General features: G+C 42.9%; 11 protein-coding genes and 1 pseudogene. All 12 read left to right on the forward strand.

Translation table 11 applies throughout. From position 1 onward, the window contains the following. Positions 1–8: 8 nt before the first annotated feature. Positions 9–1,118, forward strand: coding sequence for an ABC transporter ATP-binding protein (locus tag AC4J95_RS10860; protein WP_494549902.1), 1,110 nt, complete (start codon positions 9–11; stop codon positions 1,116–1,118). A gap of 28 nt (positions 1,119–1,146) precedes the next feature. Beyond that, positions 1,147–2,013: a helix-turn-helix transcriptional regulator gene (locus AC4J95_RS10865; protein WP_494549903.1), complete on the forward strand. Its 867-nt coding sequence runs from the start codon at positions 1,147–1,149 to the stop codon at positions 2,011–2,013. A 187-nt stretch (positions 2,014–2,200) separates the two neighbouring features. Then, positions 2,201–3,280: a Gfo/Idh/MocA family protein gene (locus tag AC4J95_RS10870; RefSeq protein WP_494549904.1), complete on the forward strand. Its 1,080-nt coding sequence runs from the start codon at positions 2,201–2,203 to the stop codon at positions 3,278–3,280. 21 nt (positions 3,281–3,301) lie between these two features. Beyond that, positions 3,302–4,024, forward strand: coding sequence for a ThuA domain-containing protein (locus AC4J95_RS10875; protein ID WP_494549905.1), 723 nt, complete (start codon positions 3,302–3,304; stop codon positions 4,022–4,024). After that, a complete protein-coding gene (locus tag AC4J95_RS10880) occupies positions 4,021–4,989 on the forward strand; it encodes a sugar phosphate isomerase/epimerase family protein (protein ID WP_494549906.1) in 969 nt (322 codons plus the stop codon). Before AC4J95_RS10875 ends, AC4J95_RS10880 begins: the two co-directional genes overlap by 4 nt. Before the next feature lie 26 nt (positions 4,990–5,015). Then, a complete protein-coding gene (locus tag AC4J95_RS10885) occupies positions 5,016–6,065 on the forward strand; it encodes a Gfo/Idh/MocA family protein (RefSeq protein ID WP_494549907.1) in 1,050 nt (349 codons plus the stop codon). A gap of 427 nt (positions 6,066–6,492) precedes the next feature. Then, positions 6,493–8,400 carry a threonine--tRNA ligase gene (gene thrS, locus AC4J95_RS10890; protein WP_494549908.1) on the forward strand — a complete coding sequence of 636 codons (1,908 nt, stop codon included), beginning with the start codon at positions 6,493–6,495 and terminating at the stop codon, positions 8,398–8,400. A 409-nt stretch (positions 8,401–8,809) separates the two neighbouring features. Beyond that, positions 8,810–8,953, forward strand: a pseudogene (locus AC4J95_RS10895) (family 1 glycosylhydrolase); the annotation flags it as partial. A gap of 299 nt (positions 8,954–9,252) precedes the next feature. Further along, complete coding sequence (locus AC4J95_RS10900) at positions 9,253–9,534, forward strand: hypothetical protein (protein ID WP_494549909.1); 282 nt, start codon at positions 9,253–9,255, stop codon at positions 9,532–9,534. A gap of 23 nt (positions 9,535–9,557) precedes the next feature. Continuing rightward, a complete protein-coding gene (locus tag AC4J95_RS10905) occupies positions 9,558–10,700 on the forward strand; it encodes a GDSL-type esterase/lipase family protein (RefSeq protein ID WP_494549910.1) in 1,143 nt (380 codons plus the stop codon). A 1,235-nt stretch (positions 10,701–11,935) separates the two neighbouring features. Beyond that, the gene (locus tag AC4J95_RS10910; RefSeq protein WP_494549911.1) at positions 11,936–13,684 is read left to right on the forward strand and encodes an ABC transporter ATP-binding protein; all 1,749 of its coding nucleotides are present in this window, start codon (positions 11,936–11,938) and stop codon (positions 13,682–13,684) included. Position 13,685: 1 nt separating this feature from the next. After that, the gene (locus AC4J95_RS10915) at positions 13,686–15,425 is read left to right on the forward strand and encodes an ABC transporter ATP-binding protein (protein WP_494549912.1); all 1,740 of its coding nucleotides are present in this window, start codon (positions 13,686–13,688) and stop codon (positions 15,423–15,425) included. The last annotated feature ends 9 nt before the right edge of the window (positions 15,426–15,434 follow it).

A 15,434-nucleotide genomic window follows, 5' to 3' on the forward strand; every position in this document is an offset into this window, starting at 1 on the left:
TGGAATTAATGAAGACACTTTCCATGCAGCATATTTACAAAAAGTATGACAATGCCGATAACTATACGGTGACTGATTTCAACTTAGAAATCAAAGAAAAGGAATTTATCGTTTTTGTGGGACCGTCTGGTTGCGGAAAATCCACAACGTTAAGAATGGTAGCCGGATTAGAGGATATCACCGAGGGGACATTAAAGATTGGCGATAAAGTCGTCAACGATGTTGCGCCAAAGGATCGCGACATCGCGATGGTCTTTCAAAATTACGCGTTGTATCCGCATATGACTGTATTTGATAATATGGCCTTTGGTTTAAAATTGAGAAAATATTCTGCGGCAGACATTAACAAGCGAGTCACTGAGGCCGCAGAGATTTTAGGATTGACGGAATACTTAGAAAGAAAACCAGCAGCTTTATCTGGCGGACAAAGACAACGGGTAGCTCTAGGACGGGCGATCGTCAGAGATGCGCAGGTGTTCTTGATGGATGAGCCGCTATCAAACTTGGATGCAAAGCTCCGTGTTTCTATGCGAGCGGAAATCGCAAAATTACATCAGCGTTTAGAGACAACCACGATTTATGTGACACATGACCAAACAGAGGCGATGACTATGGCGGATCGGATCGTTATTATGAAGGATGGTCTGATCCAGCAGATCGGTACGCCTAAAGAGGTCTATGATCTTCCAGCCAATATTTTTGTCGCCAGCTTTATCGGCTCGCCGGCGATGAATTTCTTTTCAGTTACATTGAAAAACGGCTACATCAGCGATGGCAGCCAATTCCGACTGAAGGTACCAGAAGGCGAGAACAAAGTATTAGTCGCGAAGGGCTATGAAGGAAAAGAGTTGTTATTTGGGCTTCGGCCGGAGGACATCCGTAGTGAGCAGATCGTATTGGATACTGTTGTCGAGAGCACGATCCATGCGACGATCGTCGTTTCTGAACTTTTAGGCGCAGAGACCTTATTGTATAGTAAAATAGGAGAGACAGAATTTATCTCGAAGGTGAACGCGCGTGATTTCCATCGTCCCGGCGAAACGGTTCGACTAGCACTGGACATCTCAAAAGGACACTTTTTTGATAAAGAAACAGAAGAGCGCATTGAATGTGATTGATTTTATCTAAAACTAAGGAGGGCGGATCGTGAATTCTTATGTAGAAATCCCTAAGTTTAAAAATGGATTGCTGTTTCGAACCTTTATGAATGATGGGATGACGATCGCCTATCCCCACTTTCATAAAGAAATCGAGATCATCTATTCTCTTAAAGGCAGTGTCAATATCGGCATCGATGATCGAGTGATGGCTTTGGAGGAGGGGGAAATCATCATTTTTTCCAGTGGCCAGCCCCACAGCTTCTTATCTTCGCCCGACAGCGAGCGGTTCGTTTACCAATTTGATCTGCAGATTTTTGATGAAACCATCAATCAGGAGCCACTTTCATTGCGAGAACTTTTTGAGACGCGGGACCTACAAAGCCGCTGTTGGCCAAAAGAATTGATCAGTCTTACTCAAACGATTCTGTTTGATATGTACGATTCCTTCACTAAAGATGAAAGTGGAAAGAATTTTTCGATTTTAGGAAATCTCTATCAATTGATTGCTGCCTTTTATCAATGGCTGCCGGAAAAGAACGATGTGCTGCCTGTCGAGCATACAAGAATCCGCTACAAAGATACTTTGGAGTATGTGAACACGGTCTTTGAGTATGTCAAAAGTCATTATAATGAGCCGATCACGCTGGAAGAAATTGCGAAGCATACGGGCTTCAGCCCGTACTATTTTACCCGCTTTTTCAAAAAAAATACTGGCAAAACCTTTGTACAGTTTTTAAACGAGTATCGAATCAGTCAGGCAAAATTTATCTTGATCAATGAAAAAGTGCCAGTATCAGAGGTAGCGGATCGATCGGGGTTTTCGAACATCAAGACGTTTCATCATGTGTTCAAGAAGATCGTTGGGTGTTCCCCTATGCAATATCAAAAACAATTCGATTATTTAGAGTGCTGAGAAGGTCTATGGACTGTCTCAGCTTTTTTTATTTGGCTGGATAATAAAAACTGTGTCTGATAATAGCGAATTCTTTCACAAGAAGGGCAATATATTAGACATTTTACGAAGGATTCGGGAAGAAAAGCTCTTGCTCATTTCCTACAATAAAGTAGAAAAGTAAAGGCATTTGAAAGGATGGAAATGAATGAAAAAATTGAAAATTGGCATTATTGGCTGCGGCGGAATCGCGACGGCTAAGCATTTACCAGCGCTAATTCAAATCGATGAGGTCGAAGTAGTCGCTTTTTGCGATATTGTAGAAGAAAGAGCAGTAGCAGCAAGCAAAGAGTTCGGGACAGATTCTGCAAAGGTCTTCGTCGACTATTCAGAGATGCTTCTGGAAGAATTAGACATCGTCCATGTTTGTACACCAAATGTTTCTCATGCGGAGATTAGTATCGCAGCTTTGGAAGCGGACTGTCACGTGATGTGTGAAAAACCGATGGCAAAAACTTACCAAGAAGGTAAAGAAATGGTTGCGGCCGCCAAGCGTACAGGAAAAAAACTAACGATCGGTTATCAAAATCGCTTCAGAACTGATGCTCATTATTTACACGAAATTTGTCAGGAAGATGCTCTGGGGGATATCTATTTTGCTAAAGCTCATGCGATTCGCCGGCGTGCGGTCCCGACATGGGGTGTATTTCTGGATGAGGAAGCCCAAGGCGGTGGACCTCTGATCGATATCGGGACCCACGCATTGGATATAACGCTTTGGATGATGGACAATTACAAGCCGAAATATGTGACGGGAAAAGCCTATCATCAATTGTCTGCTACTCAAAATGCCGCAAATGCTTGGGGTTCTTGGGATCCGGAAGCGTTCAAAGTAGAGGACTCAGCCTTTGGGTTCATTACGATGGAAAATGGCGCGACGATCTTTTTGGAATCCAGTTGGGCATTGAACAGCTTAGACACGAAGGAAGCTAAAACGACCTTATGCGGCTCAAAAGGCGGAGCGGATATGAATGATGGATTGACGATCAATGGGGAAGATCACAGTTTATTGTATGAGAAACAGGTCGAGTTGGAAACAGGCGGTGTTGATTTTTATGATGGCGAGGGTGAATCGCCGGCGTTGCTGGAAGCAAAATCGTGGGTTCGTTCGATCGTCGAAGATACTGAACCAGTTGTCCGACCAGAAGAAGCTTTAGTGGTTACTCAAATTTTAGAAGCGATTTACCAATCGTCAAAAACAGGCGAACCGGTCTTTTTAAATCAATAGTCTGAGAAGGAGTTAATGAAGATGATTCAAGTAACTGTATGGAATGAGTTTCGCCATGAAAAAAAGAACGAAGAGGTTCAAAAGCTTTATCCAGAAGGCATTCATGGCGCAATTGCTGATTTTTTAAAGCGTGATAATTTTACCGTAAAAACCGCTACGCTTGATGAGGCGGAGCATGGTTTAACCGAGGGAATATTAGCCGAGACCGATGTGTTGATTTGGTGGGGACACGTTGCGCATGAAGAGGTTTCTGATGAAATCGTTGCTCGTGTTCATCAGCGGGTGTTGGAAGGAATGGGCTTGATTGTACTGCATTCTGGTCATTTTTCTAAGATCTTTAAAAAACTGATGGGCACCAGCTGTGACTTGAAATGGCGGGAAGATGGCAAGCATTGCCGGATGTGGAATGTGAATCCTAGTCATCCAATAGTCAAAGGAATCGGCGAGCGGATCGAACTGGAGCAGGAAGAAATGTATGGAGAACACTTTGACATTCCTGCACCGGATGAATTGGTCTTTGTCAGCTGGTATCCCGGAGGCGAAGTTTTTCGCAGCGGCTGCACGTTTTCAAGAGGGAATGGAAAAATCTTCTATTTTCAACCAGGGCACGAAACCTATAACAGCTACTATAACGAAAAAGTCCAAAAAGTCATCTGCAATGCTGTGCGTTGGGCCGCACCAAAGGATTCTTTGTATCCGACTTATGGACATTTTGAGGCATTGGAAAAGGAGGAGAAGCAATGAAGTTAGGTGTATTTACGCCATTGTTCAATAATTTAAGCTTTGATGAAATGATCGCTGCGGCGGCTAACAAAGGACTCGAAGCTGTTGAGATTGGAACCGGTGGCTATCCTGGCTCAGCACATTTGGCTGTCGATGAATTATTAGAAAGCAGCGACAAGCGAAATGATTATTTGGCCAAACTGTCAGACAAAGGGTTATGCATTTCAGCATTGAGTTGCCATAACAATCCAATTTCTCCACTATCGAATGTCGCTAGTGAAGCGGATAGTTTGTTGAGAAAAACTATCAAGCTGGCTAGCTTAATGAATGTTCCAGTTGTTAATGGCTTTTCCGGCGTAAGCGGCGGAAATGAAACAGATACTCAAGTCAACTGGCCGGTGCTGCCTTGGCCGACCGAATACGACGATAACTATTCGTATCAATGGGAACGGAAATTGATCCCTTATTGGAAGGAAATCAATCAGCTTTCAGAGAGTACCGGAATAAAAATCGGGCTGGAATTGCATGGTGGCTTCTTGTGTCATACACCATATACCCTGCTTCGATTAAGAGACGAAACAGGCAAAGCCATTGGCTGTAATTTGGACCCGAGCCATCTTTGGTGGCAAGGCATTGATCCAGTCGCGGCAATTAAAATTCTGGGAGAAAACGATGCGATCCACCATTTCCATGCCAAAGATATTTATCTAGATCAAGACAATATCAATATGTATGGATTGACGGATATGCAACCTTATAGCGATGTGAAGACCCGCGCTTGGACATTCCGCTCAGTGGGCTGTGGTCATGAGCTCAAGGTTTGGTCAGATATCATCTCAACACTGAGAATTTACGGGTATGATCATGTGTTAAGTATTGAACACGAGGATCCGTTGATGTCCATCGATGAGGGGTTGACTCGCGCGGTAACCAATTTAAAAGCGTTAATGATCAAGGAGCAGCCTACAGATATGTGGTGGGCCTAAGATTCATTGAAACGAGGAGGAAAAATATGCAACCAATCAATTTTGCAGTTATTGGCTATGGGGGAATGGGCAGCTATCACGTCTGTGAGATCATGTCAAAGGAATCAGAGAAAATCCGTGTGATTGGAACCTACGATATCTCGGCAGCTCGACAATCACTGTCTGCTGACAATGGCTATTACTGCTATAAAACCTATGAAGAAGTTTTGACCGACGAAAATGTGGAAGCCGTGTTGATTGCGACACCCAATGATACACATAAAGAACTAGCAATCAAAGCGATGGAAGCGGGAAAGCATGTGGTTTGTGAAAAACCAGTAGCGATGAACACCGAAGAACTAGATGAAATTACTATAGTCGCTCAGGAAACAGAGAGGCACTTCATGGTGCATCAAAACCGTCGCTGGGACCCCGATTTTCTGATCGTCCAAGAGCTATACCAAAACAACCAAATCGGAGAAGTGTTCCAAATCGAGTCTCGCGTTCAGGGTGCTAACGGAATTCCAGGTGATTGGCGTCATTTACAGCAGCACGGTGGTGGAATGGTGTTAGATTGGGGTGTCCACCTGTTCGACCAACTGCTCTATCTGACAGAAAGTCCAATTGAAACAATCACGACTGATTTAAGTTTTATTCTTGGCGATGAGGTGGATGACGGCTTCCATTGCTTCCTCACCTTTGAAAATGGTCTACGTGCTATCGTAGAAGTTGGAACAACCAACTATTCCAAGCTGCCCCGGTGGTATGTCAAAGGAACGGAAGGCACGGTGAAAATTGAGGACTGGGATTTGTCTGGTGAGATGATCGTTGCTACAAAACAGGAAAATCTATCATCTCCAGCTCCGATCCAAGCAGGTGTCGGTTTAACAAAAACAATGGCCCCGCCTTCAGAAGAAGCGACTGTCAACTTACCGCTCCCTAAGTATCAATCGCCCGTGTCTTTTTATCAAAATTTTTATGAAGTGGTTCGTTACGAAGCAGAACCCTGCATAAAAAATGAGGAGGTATGTAAGGTCATGAAACTGATTGATCACGTGCTGAAATCTGAAAAAGCGAGTATGCTGGAAAAGATCTAAAGATATAGATAATGGCACCAGATCGTTTCATTCACATTTGTTATTGAATAAGCGAATAGTAATTATCATGAAAAAATCATGCAACTTTTGGCTTGACTTTTCATTTTTAGGGGAGTAAGCTAGCAACAATCAAACAACTACAAAAGCAATGATAAGGATATGATTCCATTTGGATCAGCTACCAGAGAATGAAGCCTTGGCTGTGAGCTTCTAGTGAGATTTTTTGGAATTACTACCTTTGAGAAATCAGCCAAAAACTGATCGCACGATATCCGTTATAATATCGCAATGAGCCGAGAAACTGCCGCTACAGGATTGTTTCTTGGGAACATGGGTGGTAACACGTTAACTAAACACGTCCCTTTTTTAGGGGACGTGTTTTTTTATATTATTATAAAACAAAAAGAGAGAATGGAGTTGAACAAGTATGTCAAACAGTGAAGTTGAGATCGTATTTCCAAATGGAAACAAAAAAATGGTGGTGGCCGGTACTACATTGCTTGAGCTGGCACAAGAAATGAACGTTGACGCAGTGATTGGAAGTATTGACGGTACTTTGTCAGACTTGCTTTCTCCAATTGATCACCCCAGTCATGTTGCGTTTTACAGTAAAGACAGTCGAGAAGGTCTGGCAGCGATGCGTCGGAGTATTGGATTGGTTTTCACTCAAGCAATAAAGGAACGGTATAAAAATGCCTACATTTCTGAGATTCAGCTGGAGGAAAATGGTTTTTACGTCGATATGCGTTTAGATCAATCATTGAGTATTTTGGAATTTAAAGCAATTGAACAGGAAATGAAGCAGCTCCAAAAGGGTAGTCAGCTGATTGAGAGAAAAACAGTTGCTGCCAGTGAAGCGAAAGAGCTTTTTGCAGATAATGATCTGCAATTAGAATTATTAGAGGCTTTGCCAGCTGATGATCCCGTGTTCATTTATCAGTTTGGAAGGGCACTCACTTTCTCTAAAGAGCCCTTTGCTGTAGATGTGCGTCATATCAAGGCCTTCAAGCTGTTGAAAGTTTCCGGCGCCTATTGGCAGGGAAATTCAGACAACGAGATGCTACAGCGAGTGAATGGAGTGGTCTTTGCTGCTAAAGATCAGTTAGCCGAATACTTGGACTTCTTAGAGGAGTCAGAAAAACGCAGCCATCAAAAGCTAGGGAAAGAGCTTAAGTTGTTTATGTTTTCCGAAGAAGCCCCCGGTATGCCTTTCTATTTATCGAATGGCCAAACAGTACGCAACGAATTGGAGAAATTCTTGCGAGAATTGCAGACAAGATATGATTATGATGAAGTGAAAACTCCTTTGATCATGAATGAACGTCTATGGAGACGCTCAGGCCATTGGGATCATTATAAGGACAACATGTACTTTACTAAAGTAGACGATCAGGATTATGCCTTGAAGCCGATGAATTGTCCAGGACACTGTATGATCTATAAAGATGATGTTCGTTCTTATCGCGATCTGCCGATTCGAATGGCGGAATTTGGTCAAGTTCATCGTCATGAATTCAGCGGGGCATTGAATGGTCTGCTACGGGTTCGGACATTCTGTCAAGATGATGCCCACATTTTCGTTAGCCCCGACCAGATCAAAGCAGAAATCTCATTGGCATTGAAAATCATTGATGAGGTCTACAAGGTCTTCGGATTTGAATACTCGGTGGAATTATCCACGCGTCCTGAAGATTTTATGGGCGAAATCGCGATGTGGGACAAAGCAGAAGATTCATTGAAGGAAGTCTTGGACAGTCTGGGGTATAATTATGCGATCAATGAAGGCGATGGTGCCTTCTACGGTCCTAAAATCGACATCCATATCAAGGACGCTTTAAATCGCAGCCACCAATGTGCGACTGTTCAGTTGGATTTTCAAATGCCAGAAAAATTTGACTTAAGCTTTATTGATCAAAACAATGAAAAACAACGACCCGTGATGATCCACCGCGCCGTCTTTGGTTCTTTGGATCGCTTCTTTGGTATTTTGATTGAGCATTATGCGGGAGCTTTTCCTGTGTGGTTAGCGCCAAAACAAGTCGAATTACTATCAGTCGCAGAAAAACACGGGGATTACGTCGATGCTCTTTACCACGAATTTCAAGCACAGGGGATTCGCGTCTCGAAGGATATCCGCAATGAAAAATTAGGAAGAAAAATCCGTGAAGCTGAACTGCGCAAAGCACCTTACATCTTAGTGATTGGCGACCATGAATTAGCAGAAGACGAATTTTCAGTTAGAAAACGCGGTTCGCAACAAATCCAAAAAATGAAAAAACAAGACTTCTTCGATCTTGTGAAAAAGCAAGTCGCAGAGAAGAATCATAGCTTTTAGAAAACCTGCGTGTTTTTGATTTCTCACTTAATACATTACCAAAAGCCTCCCAAAATCGATCAATGGATGTTGGTTTCCCGACCACATCACAATCGAATTTGGGAGGTCCCTTTTTATCCAAAAGGGTAATTTAAGTGTAGCACATCTGAAACCGTGCTGTAAGCGATGATTATACAATCGGATCACGTTTTCTTGGCGAATGACCATACACTTATTGATAGATTTCCACGAAATAGAAGGGATTACAGCAGCTGATAATTTATAGTCTATTCTGAGGATAACTTGATTCAGCCTACGATGACAACATGAATATAACTGAAATTGATCATAGCTGTAAAGAAAGGTGAGGATTATGACAGCGATGACTCCATGACGAGTAATAACGGGGGATTGAGCAACTGCTTGCGATTTTTATCATCGCTATCCTGAAGATATTAAATTATTGGCGGACATGGTCCTTACGGCTTGTCGCACCCTCCTTGGTTGGGCTCGGATCATACCTGACGAGAAGGGGGAAGTGAATCAAGAGGGTTTACGACAAAGTAGTGGATGAAATGTTGAAAAACGCCATTGAACCAGTGATTTGCTTAAATCATTTTGATATTCTCTCTTTTTAAAAGAAAGAAAATCAGATATGCTGATATATAGAGGCGGACCAGCTTATTAAAAATCAAAATGATACCAGCTTCAATGTTGAACCTTGGCATCCAAAGAAACGAAGGAGAAGAAAGATCGATAAACGTGTTTTGGATGTAGGCGCTACGAATACAAAATTCGCTCTGAGGTCACCAGAGGGCGAGGTTTTAGCCAGAGGAACAAAACTAACGAATTATCAATCGGTAGAAGACTATCTTGAAACGACAGTCAGCATGGTTCAAAATGATCGAGACTAGTTCTGATAGCATCTCAATCAGTACCGATGGGCGAACGCAGCAGCACTGTCAGCATCCTGTCCCTGCAATCAATAACGGATTAGCTGCGGCAATCGGTAGTAACTATCTAAATGAACAATTAGGTCTAATCATCTCTCAGATACTAATGGATCAAACGAATATTACGTTACAGGTGAAAAGAGGCAGACTGACCAGAGCTGCAAATCTCTATGGCGCCTTTTACTATGGATTTAAAAAATGAAGGAAAAGGAGTAGATTATACGAATGAGTAAAAATTGGCACACCGTTTGGGGCTCGACGGCTTCGAATATTACAGTGTTTGCCCTCACAGCTCAAAATCATACGCAACAGCTTTCGATAAAGAGCAACATCAGCGGTACTGGACTGCGGCTCCATTTAAGTAATCAATACAATACGGAGAAAATGATTTTTTCGACGATCAAGGTCCAAGTAGCAGGTAGAGAAAATACCATTGAAGAAGCAGTGATGTTGAAGGGGCAAACAGAGATTTGTCTCGATGCAGGTGAAACGGTCTATTCTGATGAGCTGCCAGTGGCTTTACAGGCGGGGGATATTATTCGTGTGTCCACCGAGATCAAGCAAGAAATAAAGATCAGTGAAGCAGTAATCTGCAGCGACTCTGGCTTGGCAAAAGTAGATGCTCACGGGGAGATGCATTCAGCATTGTTCCAATCACCGATGAAAATGCCGGAGGAGCTGAAGGACTTCAAGTACTTGTACGGGATCGATCGGATAGAAACAAAAGAGGAAGGTATCAAAGAGATGGCTTTCTTTGGAGATTCGATCACACAAATGGGCTTTTGGAGTGAGCCGCTATCTACCTTGCTTAACGAAGTATATCCCGGCAAGATAAGTACGTATAATTGCGGAATTTCCGGCAATCGAGTCCTCCATGCTTCTCCCCAGAATTTCGCAGAAATGTTCGGTGAGGCAGCAATCACTCGTTTTGAGCAATCAGTCTTTGGAAAAATGCGTCCAGCAGTGGTGATCCTCCAGATAGGGATCAATGATCTATGGCATCCCTATGTTTATGATCTGCCAAATCAAATCGTGGATAGTGAGTCCTTGATTGAAGGACTGACTTCATTGGCGGATACTGCCCATCGTCATCAAGCAAAAATTATTTGTGCGACCCTGCTGCCATACAAGGGCCATGAAGCCTGGAATCCGGAAATGGAAGAGGTTCGCCAGCAAGTTAATCACTGGATCCGCCACAATGATGCTTTTGACGATTATTTTGATTTCGACGAGATCTTGAGAGATGAAGCCGATCATGAAAAAATGCTGGCGGGCACGCACCGAGGAGACTGGCTACATCCAAATACCAAAGGTGGGATAAAACTCGCCACTAGTCTCAAAAGAGAAAAGCTGTTTACATTGACTTAGTTTTTCTTAGCTTTACTATACAGCACCGATGACTGTAAAGTGCTTAAGAAAAGATTCGCGAATAGTTAAACATGTTACCGACTTATTTGAACGCTGGACGATTACACGCAATCAAGGAAAGCAGTATAAAGAATAGCAAGCCAGCAATTTGAAAGCAAATAGGATTGAAAAATATGATAAAACTGGTATAGAGAATATGGAGTATATTGCTTCAAAAGCAGGAGGATAAAATAAAAATACCAAGCGTCTGGAGGAAAAGCATTCACCAAGTGTTACCCCTTCAAAGAAAAAGTTCCTATATCATTGTTCATTATTAGTTGAAGACTTTCTTGAAGTTGAAAAAGATCTGGTAAAAAAAATGACAAACGGAAAGCATTTTTTAATGAAAATCAAAGCCACGGAGATGACTAGAATTAGTCCATTTCGGCGGCTTTTTGTTGCTCATTTTTTCGTTCAAGCAATGATTACCTAACTTTTTGAGTGTTTCCCTTATCCCAAGAACATTAACAAAAAGAATGTCTAGTCTTTTGGACTGACGACACTGATACTTTAAGGCAAAGGGATAGTTTGTTTTCTGAGGATTTTAAAGGGGAAGAAGGATATATCTCAGTGAAGAATAAAGAATAGAGGTGATTATGATCTTTCTTGAATAGCTGAACGGTTGAGGAGACATTTTGAAATTGTTGAGAATAAAAAGATAAAGGTTTCGCACGTTAAGAATCTTTTTTTTGTTCTTTAAGGGAGTATAAAATTTTCACATGCAAAAAGCTTATGAGAGCAAGGGTATCCATGTCCGGCTTCACGAACTAGCTTTTCTTCGCAAGCTACGCATACAGTTGCTGCTAAACTACGTTAAGCAGAACTAGCATATCGGCAATAAGCAAAAATATTTCGAAATTTGAGAAGCAATTTAGAAATATTTTGGTCTTATTGCTCAAAAGCTGAGCGAGTTCGCGAAGCCTTTTTTATATAGAGATAAGGGATGTTTTAAATAAATTTTTCTAAGGTTGGTTAAGAGGTCCGATAATTTTTTTAATGATAAATCAGTGTCAAGAAGGCGATTTCTCAAATTGTTAAACAAAAAAAGCATCAAAATAAAGACAATTTTCAATTGTTTTTGCGTAAATAGCATTGAAAATTATCAGAAAGAGTGTTTAAATGAGAATGAATCTCATTATCATTTGAGATTTTTCGCTGTTGTTTGTTCTGTTTAAAATGAGGAAGGGGTTAGATAAATGAAGGATGAATCTGTGTTGATTCACTATATCAAGAAGAAGAGGGGGTTATTGACGGTATCAGGAATTTTGGCGACGATTTCGACAGTGGTACAGTTTGTTCCTTTTTATTGTATTTATAAGATTATTGAGTTGTTGATGGTGGGGGACTATTCGGCCAACGGCATGATTCATTGGAGTCTGGTCTCGATGGGGAGTGTGCTGGTGGGAGTCATTCTGCTGTATGGCTCATCGATGTGTTCCCATGTTGCGGCTTTTGATATTTTGTATGAGATCCGCATGGATATTTTGCAGCATTTGTCGAAAGTTTCGATGGGTTACTTTACTAAAAAAACCAGTGGACAGTTGATGAAAATCATTGATCAATGTGTCGAGAAGATGGAATCCTTCATCGCCCATCAAATTCCCGATATTGTTTCCGCCTTGCTTTTTCCAGTGATCTATATTGGTTTGATGCTGACGATTGATTGGTGCTTGGGACTGATGTCGCTGGTTCCGCTTTTCTTAGCTGTTGGTATCTATGCTGTTTTGATGGGGAAAACAATGAAGAACAACAAAGTGAAGGAATACCACGATGCATTGGAAGCGATGAACAGTAATGGCGTGGAATATGTGCGGGCGATGCCGGCGGTCAAGGTCTTCGGCTTATCGGTGGGCAACTTTAAACGATTCTATCAAAGCATCAAGGATTATCGGACACTGGTGATGGATTGGTCCAATGGCTTTCGGATGGGCTATGTTTTATTTACCACTTTGATAACATCTGTCGTTTTATTCGTGATGCCATTAGGGGCCTTTTTGATCAGCCAAAGCCCACAGGATAAAACATTATCTTTAACGGTCATGCTGTTCATCATTTTAGCCTCTGGAACGACGAGTCCTTTTATGAAGCTGATGTATGCCGCCTCCACCTTTAGCAATGTCAATGAAGGGGTCAAACGAGTGGATGAGATTTTCGCCGAGGCACCGGTAAGCGAAAAGGAGAATGCTTCGACGTTTTCCGGAAATGGCATTTCATTTGAGAACGTGTCATTCGCCTATACAGAAGGAAATCCAGTGCTGGAAAAAGTCAGCTTTAAGCTGCAGCCGAATACGATGAATGCGCTGGTGGGCCCTTCCGGTGGGGGGAAAAGCACCATCGCGCAATTGTTATTACGTTTCTATGAACCAGAAGAGGGAACTATATCAATTGGCGGCACAGATATTCGTGAGGCAACGATCGACACATTAATGAAAAATGTTTCGTTTGTTTTCCAAGATGTCACATTATTCAATGATACGGTCGCGGCGAACATTCGCATGGGAAATAAAAAGGCGACTATGGAGGAAGTTCGCTGGGCAGCGCAATTGGCCCGCTGCGATGAATTTATCCAAGAACTGGCTAATGGCTATGACACGATGATCGGGGAGCAGGGTGTGTTCTTATCCAAAGGAGAGGCGCAGCGAATCTCGATCGCCCGTGCGTTATTGAAAAATTCACCGATACTAGTATTGGATGAAGCGACCGCTTATGCGGATGCCGAAAATGAAGTCTATATCCAGCAGGCGATCAGTGAGCTGGTCAAAGGAAAAACGGTATTGATCATTGCGCATCGTCTGTGGACGATCCAGCATGTCGATCAAATTTTGGTATGTGACCAAGGTTCTATCCAAGCAGCAGGTACCCATAATGAATTGTTAGACAGTAATGCTCTCTATCAAAAATTGTGGGCGATCAATGCAGAGACCAAAGATTGGGAGGTAAAGTAGGATGAAACAGCTGATTTATAATATTACCTCGGGAGAACCGAAAACATTAGTCCAGTCAACCTTTTGGGCGACCTTGGAGTCCATTGCGCGTTTGTTACCGGCGGTCATTGCTTTTTACGGAATCTTTGAATTGTTCGAGTCCTATCAGCAAAACCGCCCCTTAAACACACAGCTTTATCTTTATTTGATTTTTGCCAGCGTTGTCTGGTTTGGGGTGCAGGTCCTAGTCTCAACCCTCGCCTATGACAGACAGTACACGGCAGCCTACGATGTTTCTGAAAAGGGCCGGACAAAATTAGCCAACCATTTGCGAAAATTATCGTTGGGCTTTTTAGATAGTCGAGACCCAGGGGATTTGACCACGATGATGCTGGGCGACTATGCTTTACTGGAGAGCGCGGTCTCTCACTTAGTTCCTCAAGCACTTGCGGCGGTAATCCTGCTTGTGATGGCCTTCGTTTCATTATGCCTGATCGATTGGCGGATGACACTTTGTTTGTATGCTATGCTGCCGATCGTTTTGCTGGTAGTCAAGGGCTCAAATATCTTGATGAATAAGCTGGGAGGACGGCACATCCAAGCTAAGGTCGAGAGTGCTTCTCGTCTTCAAGAGTACCTGCAGGGCATCAAAGAAATCAAAGCCTATTCATTAGGCGGTCAGCAGTTTGCCAGAATTCAACAAGCCTTTGATACATTGCGGAAGGAATCTATTCGGATCGAAGGAGCACTGGGACCTGTGGTGATGGTCGCTATCTCGTTGTTACGAATGGGCTTGCCGATCCTTGTTTTCATGGGTTCTTATTTGCTGGCTCAAAGAAGCCTTACTGAGTCGGTTTTCTTGGTCTTTATCGTTGTGGCAAATCGGATTTACGATCCCTTCACGACCCTCATGATCAATTATACTGAAATGCGCTATGCCTTGATCAGTGGTGAACGAATCATGATGATTCATGATCAGCCGGAGGTTCAAGGGAGCGAAGAACTAAATGAAGACTATACGATCCGTTTCACCGATGTCGGGTTTTCATACAAAGACGAGCCCGTTCTGCAAGAGCTCAATCTGGAAATTCAGCCAAGGACATTGACCGCTTTAGTTGGACCCTCCGGCAGCGGGAAATCGACCATCGTGAAATTATTAGCTCGTTTCTATGATGCACAGACTGGAACGATCGAGATCGGCGGCAAAGATTTAAAGACGGTGAATCCAGAAAACCTGTACAGCCATCTATCAATGGTCTTTCAGGATGTGTATCTATTCAAGGATACGATCCTAAACAATATTCGCGTCGGCAATCAAGCGGCTAGCTTTGAGGAAGTAGTGGCGGCCGCTAAAAAAGCCCATTGCCATGAATTTATCAGCGCCCTGCCAGACGGTTATGACACCATGGTCGGAGAAGGCGGCTCCACGTTGTCTGGTGGTGAGAAGCAGCGCATCAGTATTGCCCGCGCCTTCATCAAACAATCAGAAATCATTCTACTGGATGAAGCGACCGCCGCCCTCGATCTAGAAAACGAAGCAGGCGTCCAGCGAGCGATCAAAAATCTGGTCGCTGACAAGACGGTGATCGTGATCGCCCATCGCTTAAAAACAGTCATGAAGGCGGACCAGATCGTCGTGTTGGAAAAAGGCCGAATCGCCGCAAAAGGAACCCATCAGGAGATCTATCAAACCTGCGAGCTTTACCGCAAATTAGTCGATATGCAAAACGAAGCGACCAATTGGAAATTCAGCAAGGATTAGGGCTTAAAT

This window comes from Enterococcus sp. GPZ-007 (assembly GCF_059374735.1).